General features: G+C 69.3%; 15 protein-coding genes. 5 read left to right on the top strand and 10 right to left on the bottom strand.

Going from position 1 to position 16,343, the window contains the following annotated elements; translation table 11 throughout:
• Positions 1-13: 13 nt before the first annotated feature.
• Complete coding sequence (locus JOE57_RS13440; RefSeq protein WP_204918717.1) at positions 14-1,537, bottom strand: LCP family glycopolymer transferase; 1,524 nt, start codon at positions 1,535-1,537, stop codon at positions 14-16.
• A gap of 147 nt (positions 1,538-1,684) precedes the next feature.
• Here JOE57_RS13440 and JOE57_RS13435 point away from each other — a divergent pair, with 147 nt between their 5' ends.
• Entirely contained in the window at positions 1,685-2,950 is a 1,266-nt protein-coding gene (locus JOE57_RS13435) for an LCP family protein (protein WP_204918715.1), read from the top strand.
• 831 nt (positions 2,951-3,781) lie between these two features.
• On the opposite strand, the gene JOE57_RS13430 is transcribed toward JOE57_RS13435, so the two are convergent.
• Complete coding sequence (locus JOE57_RS13430) at positions 3,782-4,951, bottom strand: acyl-CoA dehydrogenase family protein (protein ID WP_204918713.1); 1,170 nt, start codon at positions 4,949-4,951, stop codon at positions 3,782-3,784.
• Between the two features lie 168 nt (positions 4,952-5,119).
• Here JOE57_RS13430 and JOE57_RS13425 point away from each other — a divergent pair, with 168 nt between their 5' ends.
• Positions 5,120-7,642 (top strand): glycoside hydrolase family 2 protein, encoded by a 2,523-nt coding sequence (locus JOE57_RS13425; protein WP_338041309.1) that lies wholly within the window; start codon positions 5,120-5,122, stop codon positions 7,640-7,642.
• Between the two features lie 86 nt (positions 7,643-7,728).
• Here JOE57_RS13425 and JOE57_RS13420 read toward each other — a convergent pair whose 3' ends face one another.
• Genes JOE57_RS13420 through JOE57_RS13410 form a run of 3 tightly spaced genes read right to left on the bottom strand, consistent with a single transcriptional unit; the run spans position 7,729 to position 10,216 of the window.
• Entirely contained in the window at positions 7,729-8,352 is a 624-nt protein-coding gene (locus JOE57_RS13420) for a GDSL-type esterase/lipase family protein (RefSeq protein ID WP_204918711.1), read from the bottom strand.
• Positions 8,352-9,455 carry a Gfo/Idh/MocA family protein gene (locus JOE57_RS13415; protein ID WP_204918710.1) on the bottom strand — a complete coding sequence of 368 codons (1,104 nt, stop codon included), beginning with the start codon at positions 9,453-9,455 and terminating at the stop codon, positions 8,352-8,354. Before JOE57_RS13415 ends, JOE57_RS13420 begins: the two co-directional genes overlap by 1 nt.
• 2 nt (positions 9,456-9,457) lie before the next feature.
• Positions 9,458-10,216 (bottom strand): sugar phosphate isomerase/epimerase family protein, encoded by a 759-nt coding sequence (locus tag JOE57_RS13410; RefSeq protein WP_204918709.1) that lies wholly within the window; start codon positions 10,214-10,216, stop codon positions 9,458-9,460.
• Positions 10,217-10,418: 202 nt separating this feature from the next.
• On the opposite strand from JOE57_RS13410, the gene JOE57_RS13405 reads away from it, so the two are divergent.
• Together JOE57_RS13405 and JOE57_RS13400 are read left to right on the top strand one after the other, a co-directional pair.
• Positions 10,419-11,462: a LacI family DNA-binding transcriptional regulator gene (locus tag JOE57_RS13405; RefSeq protein ID WP_204918708.1), complete on the top strand. Its 1,044-nt coding sequence runs from the start codon at positions 10,419-10,421 to the stop codon at positions 11,460-11,462.
• Between the two features lie 43 nt (positions 11,463-11,505).
• Positions 11,506-11,784 (top strand): hypothetical protein, encoded by a 279-nt coding sequence (locus tag JOE57_RS13400; RefSeq protein WP_204918706.1) that lies wholly within the window; start codon positions 11,506-11,508, stop codon positions 11,782-11,784.
• A 192-nt stretch (positions 11,785-11,976) separates the two neighbouring features.
• Here JOE57_RS13400 and JOE57_RS13395 read toward each other — a convergent pair whose 3' ends face one another.
• The 3 genes from JOE57_RS13395 to JOE57_RS13385 are packed head-to-tail and all read right to left on the bottom strand — an operon-like array spanning position 11,977 to position 14,539.
• The gene (locus JOE57_RS13395; protein WP_204918704.1) at positions 11,977-12,762 is read right to left on the bottom strand and encodes an EI24 domain-containing protein; all 786 of its coding nucleotides are present in this window, start codon (positions 12,760-12,762) and stop codon (positions 11,977-11,979) included.
• Positions 12,763-12,804: 42 nt separating this feature from the next.
• Entirely contained in the window at positions 12,805-13,314 is a 510-nt protein-coding gene (purE, locus tag JOE57_RS13390; RefSeq protein ID WP_204918702.1) for a 5-(carboxyamino)imidazole ribonucleotide mutase, read from the bottom strand.
• On the bottom strand, positions 13,307-14,539 hold the full coding sequence (locus JOE57_RS13385; protein WP_204918700.1) for a 5-(carboxyamino)imidazole ribonucleotide synthase: 1,233 nt from the start codon (positions 14,537-14,539) through the stop codon (positions 13,307-13,309). Before JOE57_RS13385 ends, purE begins: the two co-directional genes overlap by 8 nt.
• Between JOE57_RS13385 and JOE57_RS13380 the strand changes: the two genes are divergently transcribed.
• Positions 14,538-15,059, top strand: coding sequence for a GtrA family protein (locus tag JOE57_RS13380; protein ID WP_204918698.1), 522 nt, complete (start codon positions 14,538-14,540; stop codon positions 15,057-15,059). The genes JOE57_RS13385 and JOE57_RS13380 overlap by 2 nt on opposite strands.
• On the opposite strand, the gene JOE57_RS13375 is transcribed toward JOE57_RS13380, so the two are convergent.
• Positions 14,977-15,798, bottom strand: a complete 822-nt coding sequence (locus tag JOE57_RS13375) for an enoyl-CoA hydratase/isomerase family protein (RefSeq protein ID WP_338041307.1) — start codon at positions 15,796-15,798, stop codon at positions 14,977-14,979. The two genes, JOE57_RS13380 and JOE57_RS13375, sit on opposite strands and share 83 nt — an antisense overlap.
• Complete coding sequence (locus tag JOE57_RS13370) at positions 15,782-16,315, bottom strand: PH domain-containing protein (RefSeq protein WP_204918696.1); 534 nt, start codon at positions 16,313-16,315, stop codon at positions 15,782-15,784. Before JOE57_RS13370 ends, JOE57_RS13375 begins: the two co-directional genes overlap by 17 nt.
• Positions 16,316-16,343 lie beyond the last annotated feature (28 nt).

Raw genomic sequence — 16,343 nt, 5'->3', positions numbered from 1 at the left:
CCTCGGCTGCACGTCAGGAGGCGTGGCAGACATTCTCGAGGTCGCTGGTCTCGGACCCGGAGTAGGGAGCGTCGCTGGCAGTCGACTCCGCGCTCTTCTTCGTCGGCTTGGTGGCGGGGGTAGAGTCGGCGGAGCCGCTGGGTGCGCTGGTGGCGCCGGCCGGCTTGGCCTTGGGCTGGGTGGTCGGCTCGCCGCTGTCGGCGGCCTCGGATTGAACGATCTTCTTCTGCACCGTGGCCCGGACCACGTCGAACTTGGGATTGCCCGGATAGACCAGCGGCGGCACGAAGGCGACGCTGGAGACGGGCAGTTGTCGCGCCTTGAGGGCCAGGTCCATCAGGGTGCTGATCTCGGAGCTGGGAACGTCGGTCTCGACGATCTCCTTGCCGGCGGCAGCGATCTGGTTGAACTTGGTCAGCACGGTCATCGGGTCGAGCTGGTTGAGCATGGCGTTCATCACGCACTTCTGCCGTACCATCCGCTCGTAGTCGGACGAGTCGTGCCGGGAACGCGCGAACCACAGCGCGTGGAAGCCGTCCAGTTTCACGCCCTTGCCGGGCTCGATGTAGTGCTTCACCTCGGTCGACCCACCCCCGATGGGGATCCGCTTGTTGATGTCGAGGGTGATGCCGCCAACGGCGTCGATCAGCGACTGGAAGCCCTTCAGGTCGATCATGGCGTAGTAGTTCACCTTCAGGCCGGTGACTCCCTCGACCGCCTCCTTGGTGGCCTGCACGCCCGGGTCCTTGACTCCGGGGTAGAGGTCCTTGTGCTCGCTGGCGTAGGTGTAGACAGCGTTCAGCATGCAGGAGTGGTCGGCGCAGGTGTAGCCCTTGGGGAACACCTTGTGCAGCGGCGAGTAGGCGGGGAACGGTACGTCCTCCATGTTGCGGGGCAGGCTCAGCAGGACGGTCCGGCCGGTCTCGGCGTCGATGCTGGCGACGGTGAGGCTGTCGGGCCGGAGCCCGACCCGGGTCTTACCGGCGTCGCCGCCCAGCAGCAGCACGTTGATCCGGCCGTCCTTGGCGTGTTTGTCGCCGCCGCCGGCGAAGACACTGGCCATGAAATCCCGCTGGGACGACACGATCGAGGCGCCGGCGAGCAGGCCGCCGACGACCAGACCGACCAGGGCCAGGTTGAGGACCGCGAAACCGAGGCGGTGCTGCCGGGCCAGCTCGGGTGGCCGGGCGATCCGCCAGGCGTCCAGCAGCAGCGCACCCCAGCCGATGCCGAGGGCGATCAGGCACACCTGGAGCACGCGCAGTGTCGGCGGGAAGGTCAGCAGCCCCACCGCGCCACTGCGCCAGGTCAGCGCCAGCACCCCGAACAGCACAGCGACCGTCCACAGCCCGGCCCAGACCCGGAGCGCCAGCCGACCCAGCCGCGCGTTGCCAGCCGACAGCTGGGCCGAGCCGGGGAGCACCAGGGTCATCCCGAGGTAGGTCAGAGCGCGCCGGAGCTTGATCCGGTCGCTGCGGTGCTGGGCACTGCGATCCTGGGCGGCATGCGGCGCTGATCCGGCAGCGCGTGCATCCACGGCGCGTTGCGACACCTGGGGCCTTTCGACGTGCGATGGGGGAAGGGATCTCCGGGGAGACCTTCGTCAGTATGTCTGCCGGTTTTGGCCCGGCTGGGTCCGCCACGCCGGGCACCGACTGGTTTAGGGCGGGTAAAGTCTCGATCCATGGCCACCAGCCGAAACGACGACCTCGACTGGCTCTATCGCCGTCCAGAGCCGGAGAACAACGAGCCGGAGCACACCCGGGTGCTGCCGCCGATGCCGGCCGATGAGGCTGCGGCGGGGCCGTCGACGGCGGTCCAGCCGCCGGTACGTGACCCCCGACACACACAGCAGCCTGGTCCGGCTGCGTCCCGGCCTCCTCAGCAGGGTCCGCGGAGCGGGGGCTGGCAGGGCGGCGGTGGCCTCCCTCCACAGGGCCCGCCGCCCGGAGGCGGTGGGGTGCCCGTTCCCACGCCGGGCAAGCGGCGCCACCCGGTCCGCACCACCTTCCGGGCCCTCGGCATCCTGCTGCTCGTCTTCGTGGTGGGTCTGGTCGCCGTCCCGGTGTACGCCTGGAGCAAGGTCAGCCGGGTCGACGAGGCACCCGACGGCGCCCGGCCCCCCGACCAGCCCGGCACCACGATCCTGCTGGTGGGATCGGACTCGCGGGAGGGCCTGACCAAGGCGGAGCGCAAGAAGCTCGGCACCGGCAGAACCGCGGGCGGGCGCACCGACACCATCATGCTGATGTACGTCCCGGTCGGTGGTGACCCCGTGCTGATCTCCATCCCCCGCGACTCGTTCGTACCGATCCCGGACAACGGCCGGAACAAGATCAACGCCGCCTACTCCTTCGGTGGCCCGAAGCTGCTGGTCAACACCGTGGAGCAGAACACGGGTCTGCGGGTCGACGGCTACGTGGAGGTTGGCTTCGGTGGTTTCGTCAACGTCATCGACGCGCTCGGTGGCATCCGGATGTGCCTGCCCAAGGCGATCAAGGACAAGGACTCCCATCTCAACCTGAAGAAGGGTTGCCACAACCTGGCCGGTGCCGACGCGCTGGGCTACGTGCGGATGCGCAAGGCCGACCCGCGCGGCGACCTCGGGCGGGTGGAGCGCCAGCGGGCGATGCTGTCGGCCATGGTGAAGAAGGGTGCCTCCCCCGCCTCAGTGCTCAACCCCGTCCGGTACTGGCAGCTGAACAACGCCGCAGCAGAGTCGGTGACGCTCGGCGAGAAGACCTCGGCCCGCCAGCTGGTCACCCTGGCGCTGGGGATGCGGAAGGTGTCGAACGGCACGGGGCTGACCCTGACGGTGCCGATCTCGGACCCGAACGCCTCCACCTCCGCAGGGTCGGCGGTGCTCTGGGACCAGCAGCAGGCGAAGGAGATGTTCGGCGACATCGCCCGCGGAGACACCTCGAACTTGAAGAAGTTCGCCAAGAAGTAGGCGTCCCGAGCAGGCGACGGCTGCGGCCCCTGGCGCCCGCTGCCCGTCGCCCTAGGACCGCCGTCCTGCCCCTGGCCCTGTGGCCCGGTCCTTGCGCCGGTCGCCCTGTGCCCGTCGCCCGGTGGCCCCGTCCCGTTCCCTGTCCCGCCCTTACCGCGGTCCCGTCCGTTCCCTGTCCCGCCCGTTCCCTGTCCCGCCCCTCCCGCGGCCCCGTCCGTACGGCGGCCCCGCCCGTTCCGCGGCCCCGCCCGTACGAAAACTCATCAGAACGCGAGTTCCATCGCCGTTTTGGCCTCAAAGGCCCGCAAAAGTCGCGTTCTGTCGAGTTTTCGACCGGGCGAGGTGGGTGGACGGCGCCCCAGACGCGATCAGGCAGCCCGGCCTGTCCCGCTCGGTCGAAAACTCATCAGAACGCGAGTTCCATCGCCGTTCTGGCCCCAATAGCCCGCAAAAGTCGCGTTCTGTCGAGTTTTCGACCGGGTGAGGTGGGTGGACGGCGCCCCAGGCGCAATCAGGCAGCCCGGCCTGTCCCGCTCGGTCGAAAACTCATCAGAACGCGAGTTCCATCGCCGTTCTGGCCCCAAAGGCCCGCAAAAGTCGCGTTCTGTCGAGTTTTCGACCGGGTGAGGTGGAGCGCGCACGGGGGACGCACCCGCGTCGCGAGCGAACGGGCGTACTGCGAACGGCCAGACGCGCGTAACGCGAAACGCCAACGCTCGGACGCGCGTAACGCAAAACGCGAACGGCCAGACGCGCGTGAAGCGAAACGCGAACGGCCGGACGGGGGTCACGGGCGTACCGCGAACGGTGGGACGCGCTTCAGGGGCGGGACTAGTTCGTCGGCAGTCCGGCCAGCAGCTGACGGGCCATCACGATTCGCTGGACCTGGTTGGTGCCCTCGTAGATCTGGGTGATCTTGGCGTCCCGCATCATCCGCTCGACCGGGTAGTCGCGGGTGTAGCCATAGCCACCGAGCAGCTGGACCGCATCGGTGGTGATCTCCATCGCCACATCGGAGGCGAAGCACTTGGCGGCGGCGCCGAAGTAGGTCAGGTCGGCATCGCCGCGCTGCGACTTGGCGGCGGCGGCGTAGGTCAGCTGGCGGGCCGCCTCGAGCTTCATCCCCATGTCGGCGAGCATGAACTGCAGACCCTGGAACTCGGCGATCGCCTTGCCGAACTGCTTGCGCTCCTGAACGTAGCCGAGGGCATAGTCCAGCGCGCCCTGCGCGATCCCGACCGCCTGCGCGGCGATGGTGACCCGGGTGTGGTCGAGGGTCCGCATCGCCGTACCGAACCCCGTGCCCGGAGCGCCGATCATCCGGTCGGCCGGAATGCGGACGTTGTCGAAGTACACCTCGCGGGTCGGAGAGCCCTTGATGCCGAGCTTCTTCTCCGGGGCACCGAACGAGACCCCGTCGTCGGCCTTCTCGACCACGAAGGCGCTGATCCCCTTGGACCGTGCTCCGGGGTCGGTGACGGCGAAGACGGTGTAGAAGTCCGAGAGGCCGGCGTTGGTGATCCAGCGCTTCACCCCGTTCAGCAGGTAGCCGTCACCGTCGGCGACGGCGCGGGTGGTCATCGACACGGCGTCCGAGCCCGCCTCCGGTTCGGACAGGCAGTAGGAGAACATGGCGTCCCCGCTCGCCACCGGTGGAAGATACTTCTGCCTGAGCTCGGCCGAACCGGCCAGGATGATCGGCAGGGTTCCGAGCTTGTTGACCGCCGGGATGAGTGAGCTGGCGGCGCAGGCCCGGGCCACCTCTTCGATCACGATCACGGTGGCCAGCGCATCGGCACCGACGCCGTCATACTCCTCCGGGATGTGGGGGGCGTGGAAGTCCGCCGCCCGCAGCGCCTCGTAGGAGGCCTTGGGGAACTCCCCGGTCTCGTCGGCCTCGGCCGCGTTCGGGGCCACCTTGGCTTCGCACACCTCACGCACCGCCGCTCGGAAGGCCCGGTGCTCCTCGGTGGGGGTGTAGAGATCGGTGAAGTCGGTCACGCACCCAGGGTAACGCGGCTTGCTACCGGCCAGTAACCCACACGGAGCTGCGGTCCTGACCCGCGGGAAGAACGACCGAACGGCTTCACTGTTCGGCTACTGAACCGGTAAAGTGCCGGGCAACCCGAACTGCACGAGCAACCCGCGTGCCCGACGAAGGACCGAACTGTGAACAGCTCCCAGAAGATCCGCACCAGCTCCCTGACCACGGCGGCCGGTGCCGCTTGGACCGTGCTCGCCACCTCGTCCGGCACCGTGCCGGACACCTGGTCGAGCCTGGCCACGACACCGACCGAGGCCACCGTTCCTGGCGAGGTGTATTGCGACCTGATGGCGGCGAACGCCATCCCAGACCCGTTCGACGGCGACAACGAGAGCCTGCTCTCCTGGATCGGTCGTACGGACTGGACCTACCGGACCACCTTCGCCTTCAGCCGCGGCAACGAACAGCGTCACGACCTGGTCGCCGACGGGTTGGACACCGTGGCGACCATCCGGCTCAACGGCACCGAGGTCGCGCGGACCGCCAACCAGCACCGGAGCTATCGCTTCGACGTGACCGACCTGCTGGTGGACGGAGACAACGAGCTGGTGATCGACTTCGAGGCTCCCGTCACGGCAGCCGAGCGGCTGTCCGAGGAGATCGGACCGCGGCCCCAGGTGGGCAACCAGCACCCGTTCAACGCGATCCGCAAGATGGCCAGCAACTACGGCTGGGACTGGGGTCCGGACGTGGCCGGGGTCGGGATCTGGAAGTCGATCGGGATCGAGTCCTGGAGTGGGGTGCGGATCGCCGCGGTCCGCCCGCTGGCCTCACTGGACGGTACGGACGGGATCCTCGAGACCCATGTCGACCTCGACTGGCAGGATCCCGCCACCTCCGGGCCGCTCTCAGTGACTGTCGAGGTCGGCGGCAACACCGCCTCCGCCCAGGTCCCGGCCGGTCAGCGGTCGGTCGTGTTGACCGCGAAGGTCGAGCAGGTCGACCAGTGGTGGCCTAGCAGCCACGGCACCCCGCACCTCTACGACGTGGCCGTCGGCCTCCACTCCGGCGGGGACGACCTCGACGGCTGGCAGGGTCGGGTCGGTTTCCGCACCATCGAACTGCGGACCGAGCCGGACAGCACCGGCGTCGGCTTCGTCTTCGTCGTCAACGGCGAACCGGTCTACATCAAGGGCGCCAACTGGATCCCAGACGACGCCTTCGTCACCCGGATCACCGCCGAGAAGTACACCGCTGGGATCCGCGAGGCGGTCGAGGCGGGGATGAACATGCTCCGGATCTGGGGTGGCGGGCTGTACGAGAGCGAGGACTTCTACAACACCTGCGACGAGCTCGGTGTGCTGGTGTGGCAGGACTTCCTGTTCGCCTGCGCCACCTACAGCGAGGACGAGCCGTTGCGCAGCGAGGTGGAGGCCGAGGCGCGACAGGCGATCACCAGGCTCAGCCGGCACGCGAGCCTGGCGCTGTGGAACGGCTGCAACGAGAACATCTGGGGCTATGTGGAGTGGAACTGGCTGGCACCGCTGGCCGGCCGCAGCTGGGGCGACGGCTACTACACCGAGCTGCTGCCCGCCCTGGTCGCAGAGCTCGACCCACGGACGTCCTACTCCCCCGGCAGCCCGTTCTCCTACGCCAAGTACCACCACCCCAACGATCCGCGCAGCGGCACGATGCACATCTGGGACGTCTGGAACCAGAAGGACTACAGCCACTACCGCGACTACCCCGCCCGGTTCGCCTCCGAGTTCGGCTTCCAGGGCCCGGCGGCCTGGTCGACGCTGACCCGGGTGGTCCACGACCAGCCGCTCGACCCCTACGGTCCGCAGATGCTGGTGCACCAGAAGGCGGCCGACGGCAACGCCAAGCTGGAGCGAGGTCTCGGTGATCATCTTCCCAAGTGGTCCACTGTCGACGGCGTCGCCGACATGGACGACTGGCACTGGTTGACCCAGCTCAACCAGGCTCGTGCGGTGGCCTACGGGATCGAGCATCTGCGCAGCCACTTCCCGCTCAACCAGGGCGCGATCATCTGGCAGTTGAACGACAACTGGCCGGTGGTGAGCTGGGCTGCGGTCGACGCCGACGGGATCCGCAAGCCGTTGTGGCACGCCCTGCGCCGGGTCTACGCCGAGCGGCTGGTGACTATCCAGCCGCGGGACGGGGTGCCGACGCTGATCGCCCACAACGACTCCGCCGACGGCTGGACAGGCGACCTGGTCGTCAGTCGGCGTGGGACGGGCGCCGGCGGCCAGGTCCTGGCCAGCCAGGTGGTGCCGCTCGACGTCGCCCCGCGGAGCGCGGTCACCATCGCCCTGGACGAGGCGGTCATCACGCCCACCGAGGACAGCGCCGAGTACGTCGTCGCCGTCGCCGACGGGATTGCGCCGGCCTTCTGGTACTTCGTCGAGGACACCGCACTGCAGCTGACGCCGATCGGCTCGGCCGCCGACGTCAGTGTCAGCCGCGGCCCTGACGGCTTCCAGGTGACGGTGGCGGCCAACGCCCTGGTCAAGGACCTGGCGTTGTTCCCGGACCGGCTGGATGCCGCGGCCCGGGTCGACAGCGGGCTGGTCACGCTGCTGCCGGGCGAGAGCCACACCTTCACGGTGAGCGGCGCGGACCTGGACGCACAAGCCCTGGTCGGCAAGCCGGTGCTGCGTAGCGTCAACGACGTCGTCGCCGGCTAGCCACCGCGATACGAAGGAGCCCCTCCACCCGGCCGGTCGGCTGGGTGGAGGGGCTCCTTCGACTGTCGCGTGCAGAGGGTCGGCCGCTAGCCGGCCTCCTTGATCACCGTGCGGTGCCACAGCTGGGCCAGCTCCACGTGGCCTAGCGGAGTGGGATGCACGCCGTCGGCCGCCAACGCCGCCGGACCACCCTTCTTGGCGATCCTGTTCAGCTCGGTGTCGGCTGGCACCAGAATGGCTGAGAACTCGGATGCGAGCCGATGGACGGCTTCGATCTTCGGATCGAGGTCCTCCCGCCAGCCGTGTTGATCATCATCGATGGCGAGCAGGAACGGCTCGATCAGCACGAGCTGCGACCCTTGGGCGGCCACCTGCTGCAGAATCGCACGGTAGGAGCTCTCGTAGGACTCCACCGTGGTCGGGTCATCGCTGTCGTAGCGCCGCCAGGTGTCATTGATCCCGATCAAGATCGACACCAGGTCGGGACGATGATCAAGTACGTCGCTCTGGAGACGCCCCTGCAGGTCGACGGCGCGGTTGCCGCCGATCCCGGTGTTGATCACGGTCGGGGCCGCCTCGGACCAGAGGCTGGTCAGCACCCGTACGTACCCGTGCCCGAGCTGTCGGTCCACATCCTCGCGGCGACCGCAGTCGGTGACGCTGTCCCCGGTGAAGAGGAACGTCGACTGCGCGTCCAGCAGAACCGTCACTAGACAGTCGCCGCCTTCGGATCCCAGTCGTCCGGCAGTGGCTCGGCGCGTTCGACGGTGCTCTGCACCTTGACGAACTCGCTCGTCTCCATCGACTCGCTGGCCGACACCATGATGTCGAGCACGTGGTAGGCCAACGCACCCTGCGCCCGGTGCGGGCGGTCCTCCCGAATGGCGCGGGCCATGTCCAGGACGCCGGTGCCGCGCGACGACAGCTCGGTGGTCGTCTCCAGCAGCTCCCAGTCCTCACCGGCAGGACGGCGCACCTTGATCTCGCCGGCAAAGGTGTTCGGGTCCGGCATCAGCAAGGTGCCCTCGGTCCCGTTGATCTCCAGCAGGGTCCGTCGGACCGCCGAGTCGAAGCTGAAGATGCTCTGGAACGACTGCCCGCTCTCGAACCGGGCCAGACTGCCGACATGGGTCGGCACCGTCACGTCGAACTTCTCGCCCGCCTTGGGGCCGGAGCCGATCACCCGCTGCTCGCGCGACTTCGAGCCCAGTGACGCGATCGAGGCAACCGGACCGAACGACTGCACCAGTGCCGTCAGGTAGTACGGGCCGATGTCGAACAGCGGGCCGGCACCCTCCTGGAAAAGGAAGGCCGGGTTCGGATGCCAGGACTCCGGGCCCGGGCTCTGCATCAGCACCAGCGCTGTCAACGGGGTGCCGATCGCGCCGCTGTCGATGATCTTGCGGGCGGACTGCAGCCCGGCACCGAGGAAGGTGTCCGGCGCACACCCGACCCGGAGGCCGGCCGACTCGGCCGCTGCCAGCAGCTTGCCGCCGGACTCCCGGTCCAGCGACAACGGCTTCTCGTTCCAGACATGCTTGCCGGCCAGGATCGCGGCGGTGGCCACCTCGACATGCGCCGCCGGGGTGGTCAGGTTGACGACGATCTCGACGTCGTCGTTCTTGAGGACAGCATCGATCGCACCGTAGGCGGGGACGTCGAACTCCTTGGCCCGCGACTCGGCGGCCTCTGTGACGATGTCACCGATGGCCACGACTCTGGTGTCGGCGAAGCTGTTCAGGTTCTCCAGGTAGGTCTTGCTGATGACACCGGCACCGATGATGCCGACGCCGACCGGTCCGGTCTTCGCCATGATCACGCGGCCTTTCCGGCAGTCAGGTAGGCGAAGCTGCGCTCGACGCACTCGAACACGTCACCGGAGGTGTCGTCCAGCTCGACGACGCCGAGCTTCATGCTCGGAGCGGCCTCGATGAAGTCCCAGACCGGCAGGCTGCCGTCGCCGACCCCGACCTGCTTCTTGTTGTCCATCGACCCGTCGCCGTCCTTGATGTGCAGCGCGTACACCCGGTCGCCGAGCCGGCGCAGCAAGGCGGGGACGTTGGCGCCGCCGGCGAACGCCCAGTAGGTGTCGACCTCGAGCACGACCTCCGGCGCCAGGTGCGCCGCCAGCACCTCCAGCCCGTGCTGGCCGTCGATCATCGACTCCAGTTCGAAGGCGTGGTTGTGGTAGCCCACCGTCAGGCCGTGAGCCGCAGCGCGCTCGGCGGCGGTGTTGAGGCCGTCGGCGATCTCCTTGATGCCCTCGGCGGTCTGCCAGCGTGCCGGGTCGGTGTGCGGGTCGATGACGGTCGTGATGCCGAGGTCCTTGGCGGCGGCGAAGATCGTCTCCTGCCCGGCCTCGTCAGCCTTCAGCAGCCCGACGTGGGTGCTCGGCGCCGACAGCCCGTACTTCGCGAAGCCGGTCGCGAGACCGTCGGCGAAGTCGAGGAACGCGAACGGCTCCACCTGGGTGTAACCGAAACCGGCGATCCGGCCGAGAGTGCCGTCCAGGTCCTCGGCGAGGGCGTTACGAACCGTGTACAGCTGGAGCGACAGGTTGCTGGCAGTGAGCATGATGTCTCCTTGAAGCGGTGGATGGTGCAGAAATGCGGGCAGGTCAGCTGACGCCCGAACCCTCTCTGCGGATTCAACCCTTCCACAGCGTGCGGTCCATGAACAGCGACGTCCCACTCTGTGACGCACTCTAGCGAACCGGTTCAGTAGCGATGCAGTACGGTGAGGGCAACAATCGGTTTCGGGATATGAGGCGGCCAGGATGCCACGGATCACGATCAACGAGATCGCCCGCCGCACCGGTGTGTCCAAGGGTGCCGTCTCGTACGCGCTGAACGGCCGACCAGGGGTCTCCGAGGCCACCAGGGAGCGCATTCTGACAGTCGCTAGGGAGCTGGGCTGGGCGCCGAACCGGACCGCCCGGCTGCTGTCGGGATCGCGCACCGACACCTTCGGACTGATCCTGGCCCGGGACGCCCGCACCCTCGGCCTGGAGCCGTTCTACATGGAGTTCGTCGCCGGGCTGGAGAGCGAGCTGGGCGACCGCTCCTATGCGCTGCTGCTGCAGGTGACGCCGAGTCTCGAGGTGGAGCTGGAGACCTACCGCAAATGGTCCTCGGAGCGCCGGGTGGATGCCGTGGTGGTGGTCGACCTGCGGGTGGACGACCCGCGGCTGGCCCTGCTCGACCGGTTGGAGATCCCAGCGGTGTTCGTCGGCGACCCCTCCGTGGTGCCGGGCCACACCTGCGTCTGGACCGATGACCGGACCGCGATGGCCGAGGCGGTCGCTCATCTGGTCGAGCTGGGCCATCGCCGGCTGGCGCGGGTGGCGGGCATCTCCGACTTCGCCCACGTCGCCATCCGGGACGAGGCGTTCGGGCTCGCCGTCGAGCGGGCCGGCGTCCAGGGGACGATCCTGCACGCGGACTTCTCCGGCGAGGAGGGCAAACGCGCCACCCGGGAGCTGGTGCTGCGCGACGGCGCCCCGACCGCGATCCTGTTCGACAACGACCTGATGGCGATCGCCAGTCTGGCGGCGCTGTCCGAGCTGGGAATCGAGGTGCCCGACGACGTGACCCTGCTGGCCTGGGACGACTCGCCGCTCTGCTCGATCACCCACCCCCAGCTGTCGGCCATGAGCCACGACGTGGTCGCTTTCGGCGCGCACGTGGCGCGGCGGTTGTTCGCCGTTCTGGAGGGAGCTCCGCCGGCGGCCCATCTGGACTCGACCCCGCAGTTTCGGCGTCGGGGCAGCACCACCCCGCCCCGGACCGGCCCGCTGCCTTCCCGGCCGGTCGGCGGCTGAGTGTCACCTCGCCATTGCCCCGACCCGGCAGCATAATCGGGGCATGTCCGAGGGGTCGTTTGCACGGCGTGCCCGCACCGTCGCGCCATGGCTGGGCCTGGTGCTGATGCTGGGGCCGCTGCTGCTGTACGCGGTGTCCGGGCTGGTGGCGCCCGGCTGGGCGGTCATCTGCCTGCTGGTGCTCTGGGCGGCGGCGTTCGTCTGCTGCCTGCTGCTACGCCGATCACTGCCCTACCTGGTGCTGGCGATGCCGTTCATCCTGGTGGCCCTGTGGTTCGCCGTCATCAGCGCAGGCGAGCACTGGCTCGGCTGGACGGCCTGACCTGCCGCAGGGCCCCGGGACGTGTGGGGGCCGGTAGTCCGCAGGTCCTCGGGGGATAGGACGTTCAGGGCTACCGGTCCGCTACTCAATGGTGGCACGGCCTCGGCACGGACAACAGACCCTGAGGCAGTTGGTGCACAACTGTGCCCTGAGGCGTGACCGGCCCTCTGCAGCTCCCGGTGGAGCATGCTCTCAGCGGCGCGCAGCCGGCCTGTCGGGATGCCGGTCATTGGCCAGCAGGTCGCGGGCCAGCAGGGTCCCGGCTGCGGCGGCCGCCGGGAAGACCACCACCGCGGCGAAGGGCACCGCCAGCAGCAGGAAGGTCGGCACCGCGAAACCCAGCACCCGGGCCCGGTTGCGGCGCATCGCCGCCCGCCGCTGGGACAGCTGGAGGAGACCGCGGCGTTCGAACGCGGTGCCGATGAGCTCGGTGCACAGCATCCAGCCGCCGAACACCGCCGACAGCACCGGCGCCGCCAGCTGACCCACCAGCGGGACGAACCCGGTGAGGAACAGCGCCACACTGCCCAGCAGCGAGACGGCGATGAAGGCAACCGACTGCCGGACGCTGCGGGCCAGGGAGGTGGTGGTCGGCTCCGGCGTCGGGATGGGGGCGTCACCCAGCTCGTCCTCCACCGACTCGGCGATCTTGTCGTACAGCGGGGACCCGACCGCCAGCGTGATCGCGGTGAACGAGATCACCATCACCAGCACCGATCCACCGATCAGCGCGGCCCCGACCAGTACCCGGACCACTGTGGCCAGGTCCCGGCTCCAGCCGGCGGCGAACGGCGTCAGCCAGGCGGTGATCGGCTCGATCTGGGTCGCGAGCGCCACCAGCGCGGCCAGGAACACGATCGAGGTGATCAGCGGCGGCAGCGCCCCCCACAGGAAGAGCCGCGGTCGCCGGACGACCAGCCCGAGACCGCGCGGCAGCAGGCCGACGCCGCCGAGCAGCTCCTTCAGGTGATTCGTCACCCGGCGACCTTAGCGCCGACGGCCCTGTCAGCCGTTATGGAGTCAGCCGTTGCGGACGCGCTCACCCTTGGCCTCGGCCGCACGGCGCAGCTCGTCCTGGAACCCGATCATCCGCTCGGTCAGCTCGGCGTCGCCGGCGGCCAGGATCCGGACCGCGAGCAGGCCGGCGTTGCGGGCGTTGCCGATCGCCACCGTGGCCACCGGGACACCCGCCGGCATCTGCACGATGGACAGCAGCGAGTCCATCCCGTCCAGATACTTCAGCGGGACCGGTACGCCGATCACCGGCAGCGGGGTCAGTGCAGCCAGCATCCCCGGCAGGTGCGCGGCACCGCCGGCGCCGGCGATGATCACCTCGATCCCCCGCGTGTGCGCCCCGCGGCCATAGCTCACCATCGCCTCGGGCATCCGGTGCGCCGACACGACGTCGGCCTGATAGGCCACATCGAACTCGCGCAGCACGGTCGCCGCCGCCTCCATCACCGGCCAGTCGGAGTCCGAGCCCATCACGATCCCGACCCGGGCCGGGCCGGTGGAGCTGTGCTCAGGCATGCTCGTCTCCCATCAGATAGCTGGCCGCGTGACGTGCGCGTCGCCGTACCTCGTCCACCTCGTCGCCGACGGTGGTCACGTGGCCGACCTTGCGTCCGGGCTTGACCTCCTTGCCGTAGAGCTGCACCCGCAGCTGCCGGTCCCGGGCGAAGCAGTGCAGCAGCGCCGAGGGCAGGTCGGTGACCGAGCCACCCAGCACGTTGACCATCACTGTCGTCCGGTTCCTGGCGCTCGGGTCACCCAGCGGCAGGTCCAGCACGGCCCGGAGGTGGTTCTCGAACTGCGACGTGTAGGCGCCGTCGATGCTCCAGTGCCCGGTGTTGTGCGGCCGCATGGCCAGCTCGTTGACGACCACCGACCCGTCGGGGCGTTCCATCAGCTCGACCGCCAGCACGCCGACCACACCGAGCTCGTGGGCGATCCGCAGGGCCAGCTGCTCTGCGGCCATCGCCTGCTCGTCGGTGAAGCCGGGCGCCGGCGTCGTCGTCTCGACGCACACGCCGTCGCGCTGCACCGACTCCGAGATCGGGTAGGCGACAGCCTGGCCGGACGGCGAGCGCACCACCAGCGCACTCAGCTCGCGGACGAACGGGATGAACTCCTCGGCGACGATCTGCACCCCCTCGGCAAGGTCGGCGAACGGCAGCTCGGCACCTGAGGCGTCGTCGATCTTCCAGACCCCCTTGCCGTCGTAGCCGCCTCGGGACGTCTTGGCGATCAGCGGCCATCCGTGCCGGTCGCCGAACGCCGTCAGCGCAGCAGCGTCGACGACGACCTGGTTGACCGGGCAGGGAGCTCCCATCGCTCCCAGCCGCTCGCGCATGATCGCCTTGTCCTGGGCGTGGATCAGCGCCTCCGGCCCTGGACGGACCTGGACCCCGGCGGCCACGAGGTCGCGCAGGATGCCCGGTGGCACATGCTCGTGGTCGAAGGTGACCACGTCGCAGCCGGCCGCGAACTCCCGTACCGTCTGCGGGTCGGTGTAGTCACCGACCGTCACGTCGGCGACGACGTGGGCGGCCGAGACATCAGGGCCCTCCGCGAGCAGTCGGATCTTGATGCCTAGTCCGATGGAGGCCGCATGCATCATCCGGGCCAGCTGGCCGCCGCCGATGATGCCCACGACGAAGGGGCGGGTGTTGGTCACGGTGGTCGAGCCTAACCGAAGCGGCGGAACGGCGACGATCGCTGTCCAGGCCGAAACCGGTAGCCTTGCCCCTGCCATGTCCCTTGCCACCCTGCTCGACCGCGTGCGCCATCTCGGCCCGGAGGCGGTGAAGTTCGGCATCGTCGGCCTGACCGGGGTCGCGGTCCAGATCGTCGCGTTCAACCTGCTCCGCTATGCAGGCCCCGGCGGGGTCGGGGTCCTGGAGCCGAAACCCATCACCGCCCAGGTGCTCGCCATCGGCCTGGCCACCGTGATCACCTACCTCGGCAACCGGCACTGGACTTACCAGCACCGGGAGAAGGGCCGGGTCGGCCGGGAGCTGCCGATCTTCGTGATCCTCAACGGCATCGCGATCGGGATCGGGGCGCTCTGCCTCGCGTTCAGCCACTACGTCCTGGGACTGACCAGCCCGTTGGCCGACAACCTGTCCGGCAACGTGGTCGGGCTGGGCCTGGGCACGCTGTTCCGGTTCTGGTCCTATCGACGGTTCGTCTTCACGGGTGACTCGAGCCGCCCGGAGAGCGCGAGCCCGGCCCCGCCGGAGGATCCGGCCAGCGCGGAGCCCGCTTCTCGTTGAAGGCAGCGATCCCCTCGGCCCGGTCGGCCGAGAACGCCGTATCGGCCCAGGCCAGGTCCTCGATCTCCAACCCGGCCGGCAGGCCGACGTCGAAGCCTCGGCGCAGCGCAGCCTTGGCGTTGCGTACCGCTACCGGCGATCGGGTGGCGATTCCTTCGGCCAGCTCGACAGCCGTGAGACGGGCCAGGCCGGCCGGCACCCGCCGGTCCGCCAGCCCGATCTGCAGGGCCTCCTCCGCGCCCACCCGACGGGTGCTGAAGATGAGATCAGCTGCCCGGTTCCAGCCGATCCGCCGAGGCAGCAGCTGGGTGCCTCCGCCTCCGGGGATCAGACCCACCCCGACCTCCGGCAGGGCGAAGACAGCCGTATTGGAGGCGACGATCAGGTCGCAGGCCAGTGCGAGCTCGCAGCCACCGCCGAGGGCATAGCCCTCGACAGCGGCGATCACGGGCACCGGGAGGCCGAGCACTCCCCCGTACGCCGCCCGTGCCACCGGGCGCTGGGCGCGCAGGTCCTCGTCGGAGAAGCCGGCGCGCTCCTTCAGGTCCGCCCCGACACAGAACGCCCGCGACGCCGAGCTGGACAACACCACCGCCCGGACCGACGGGTCGGAGGCCAGCTCGGCGCAGGCGGCGGCGATGGCGGCCGCCTGCTCGGTCGAGACGGCGTTCAACGCCTCCGGCCGGTCCATCACGATCTCCGCGACGAACTCAGACGTTCGCTCAATCCTGACGGCCACGGTCCTCCTGGTCCCCGACGGCCGGCCGGTGCGCGGAGGTGCCGAACAGCAGCTCCGTCATCGCCACGTGCACCCGCTCGACGTCGGGCACGTCGGACAGCACGATGGTGCCGCCCTCGGCCGCGGTCTGGATGTTCAGCGTGCCGCAGCCCAGCATCCGGTCCGTCAGGCTGCGCTCGTAGCTGACGTCATTGATCCGCATCAGCGGCAGGTCCTTGCCGGACCTGTTGATGATGCCCCGGCGGGTGATCAGCCGACGGTTGGTGATCGTGTAGGTGCTGGTCCGCCAACGCAGGAAAGGGATCACTGACCAGAGCAGCACGACCAGCACGGCCAGCGCGGCGGCCACCACCAGGCCGACCTGGTGGTACTCGGCCGGGATCAGCGCGGCGGCGACGCCGAAGCCCGCACCGGCCAGGATCAGTACCAGGGCCGGCAGGATGAGCGCCTTGGCATGGGTGCGCATGTGCACGACCACGTACTCGTCGGCGCCAAGCAGCTTGGGGGAGAATCCCATGGCCCCATGCTGGCACAGACCGGTGCGG

This window comes from Microlunatus panaciterrae (genome assembly GCF_016907535.1).
In the GTDB taxonomy this organism is placed as follows: domain Bacteria; phylum Actinomycetota; class Actinomycetes; order Propionibacteriales; family Propionibacteriaceae; genus Microlunatus; species Microlunatus panaciterrae.
Note: the sequence above shows the minus strand (reverse complement) of the source record. Positions and strands in the feature narration are given on the sequence as shown.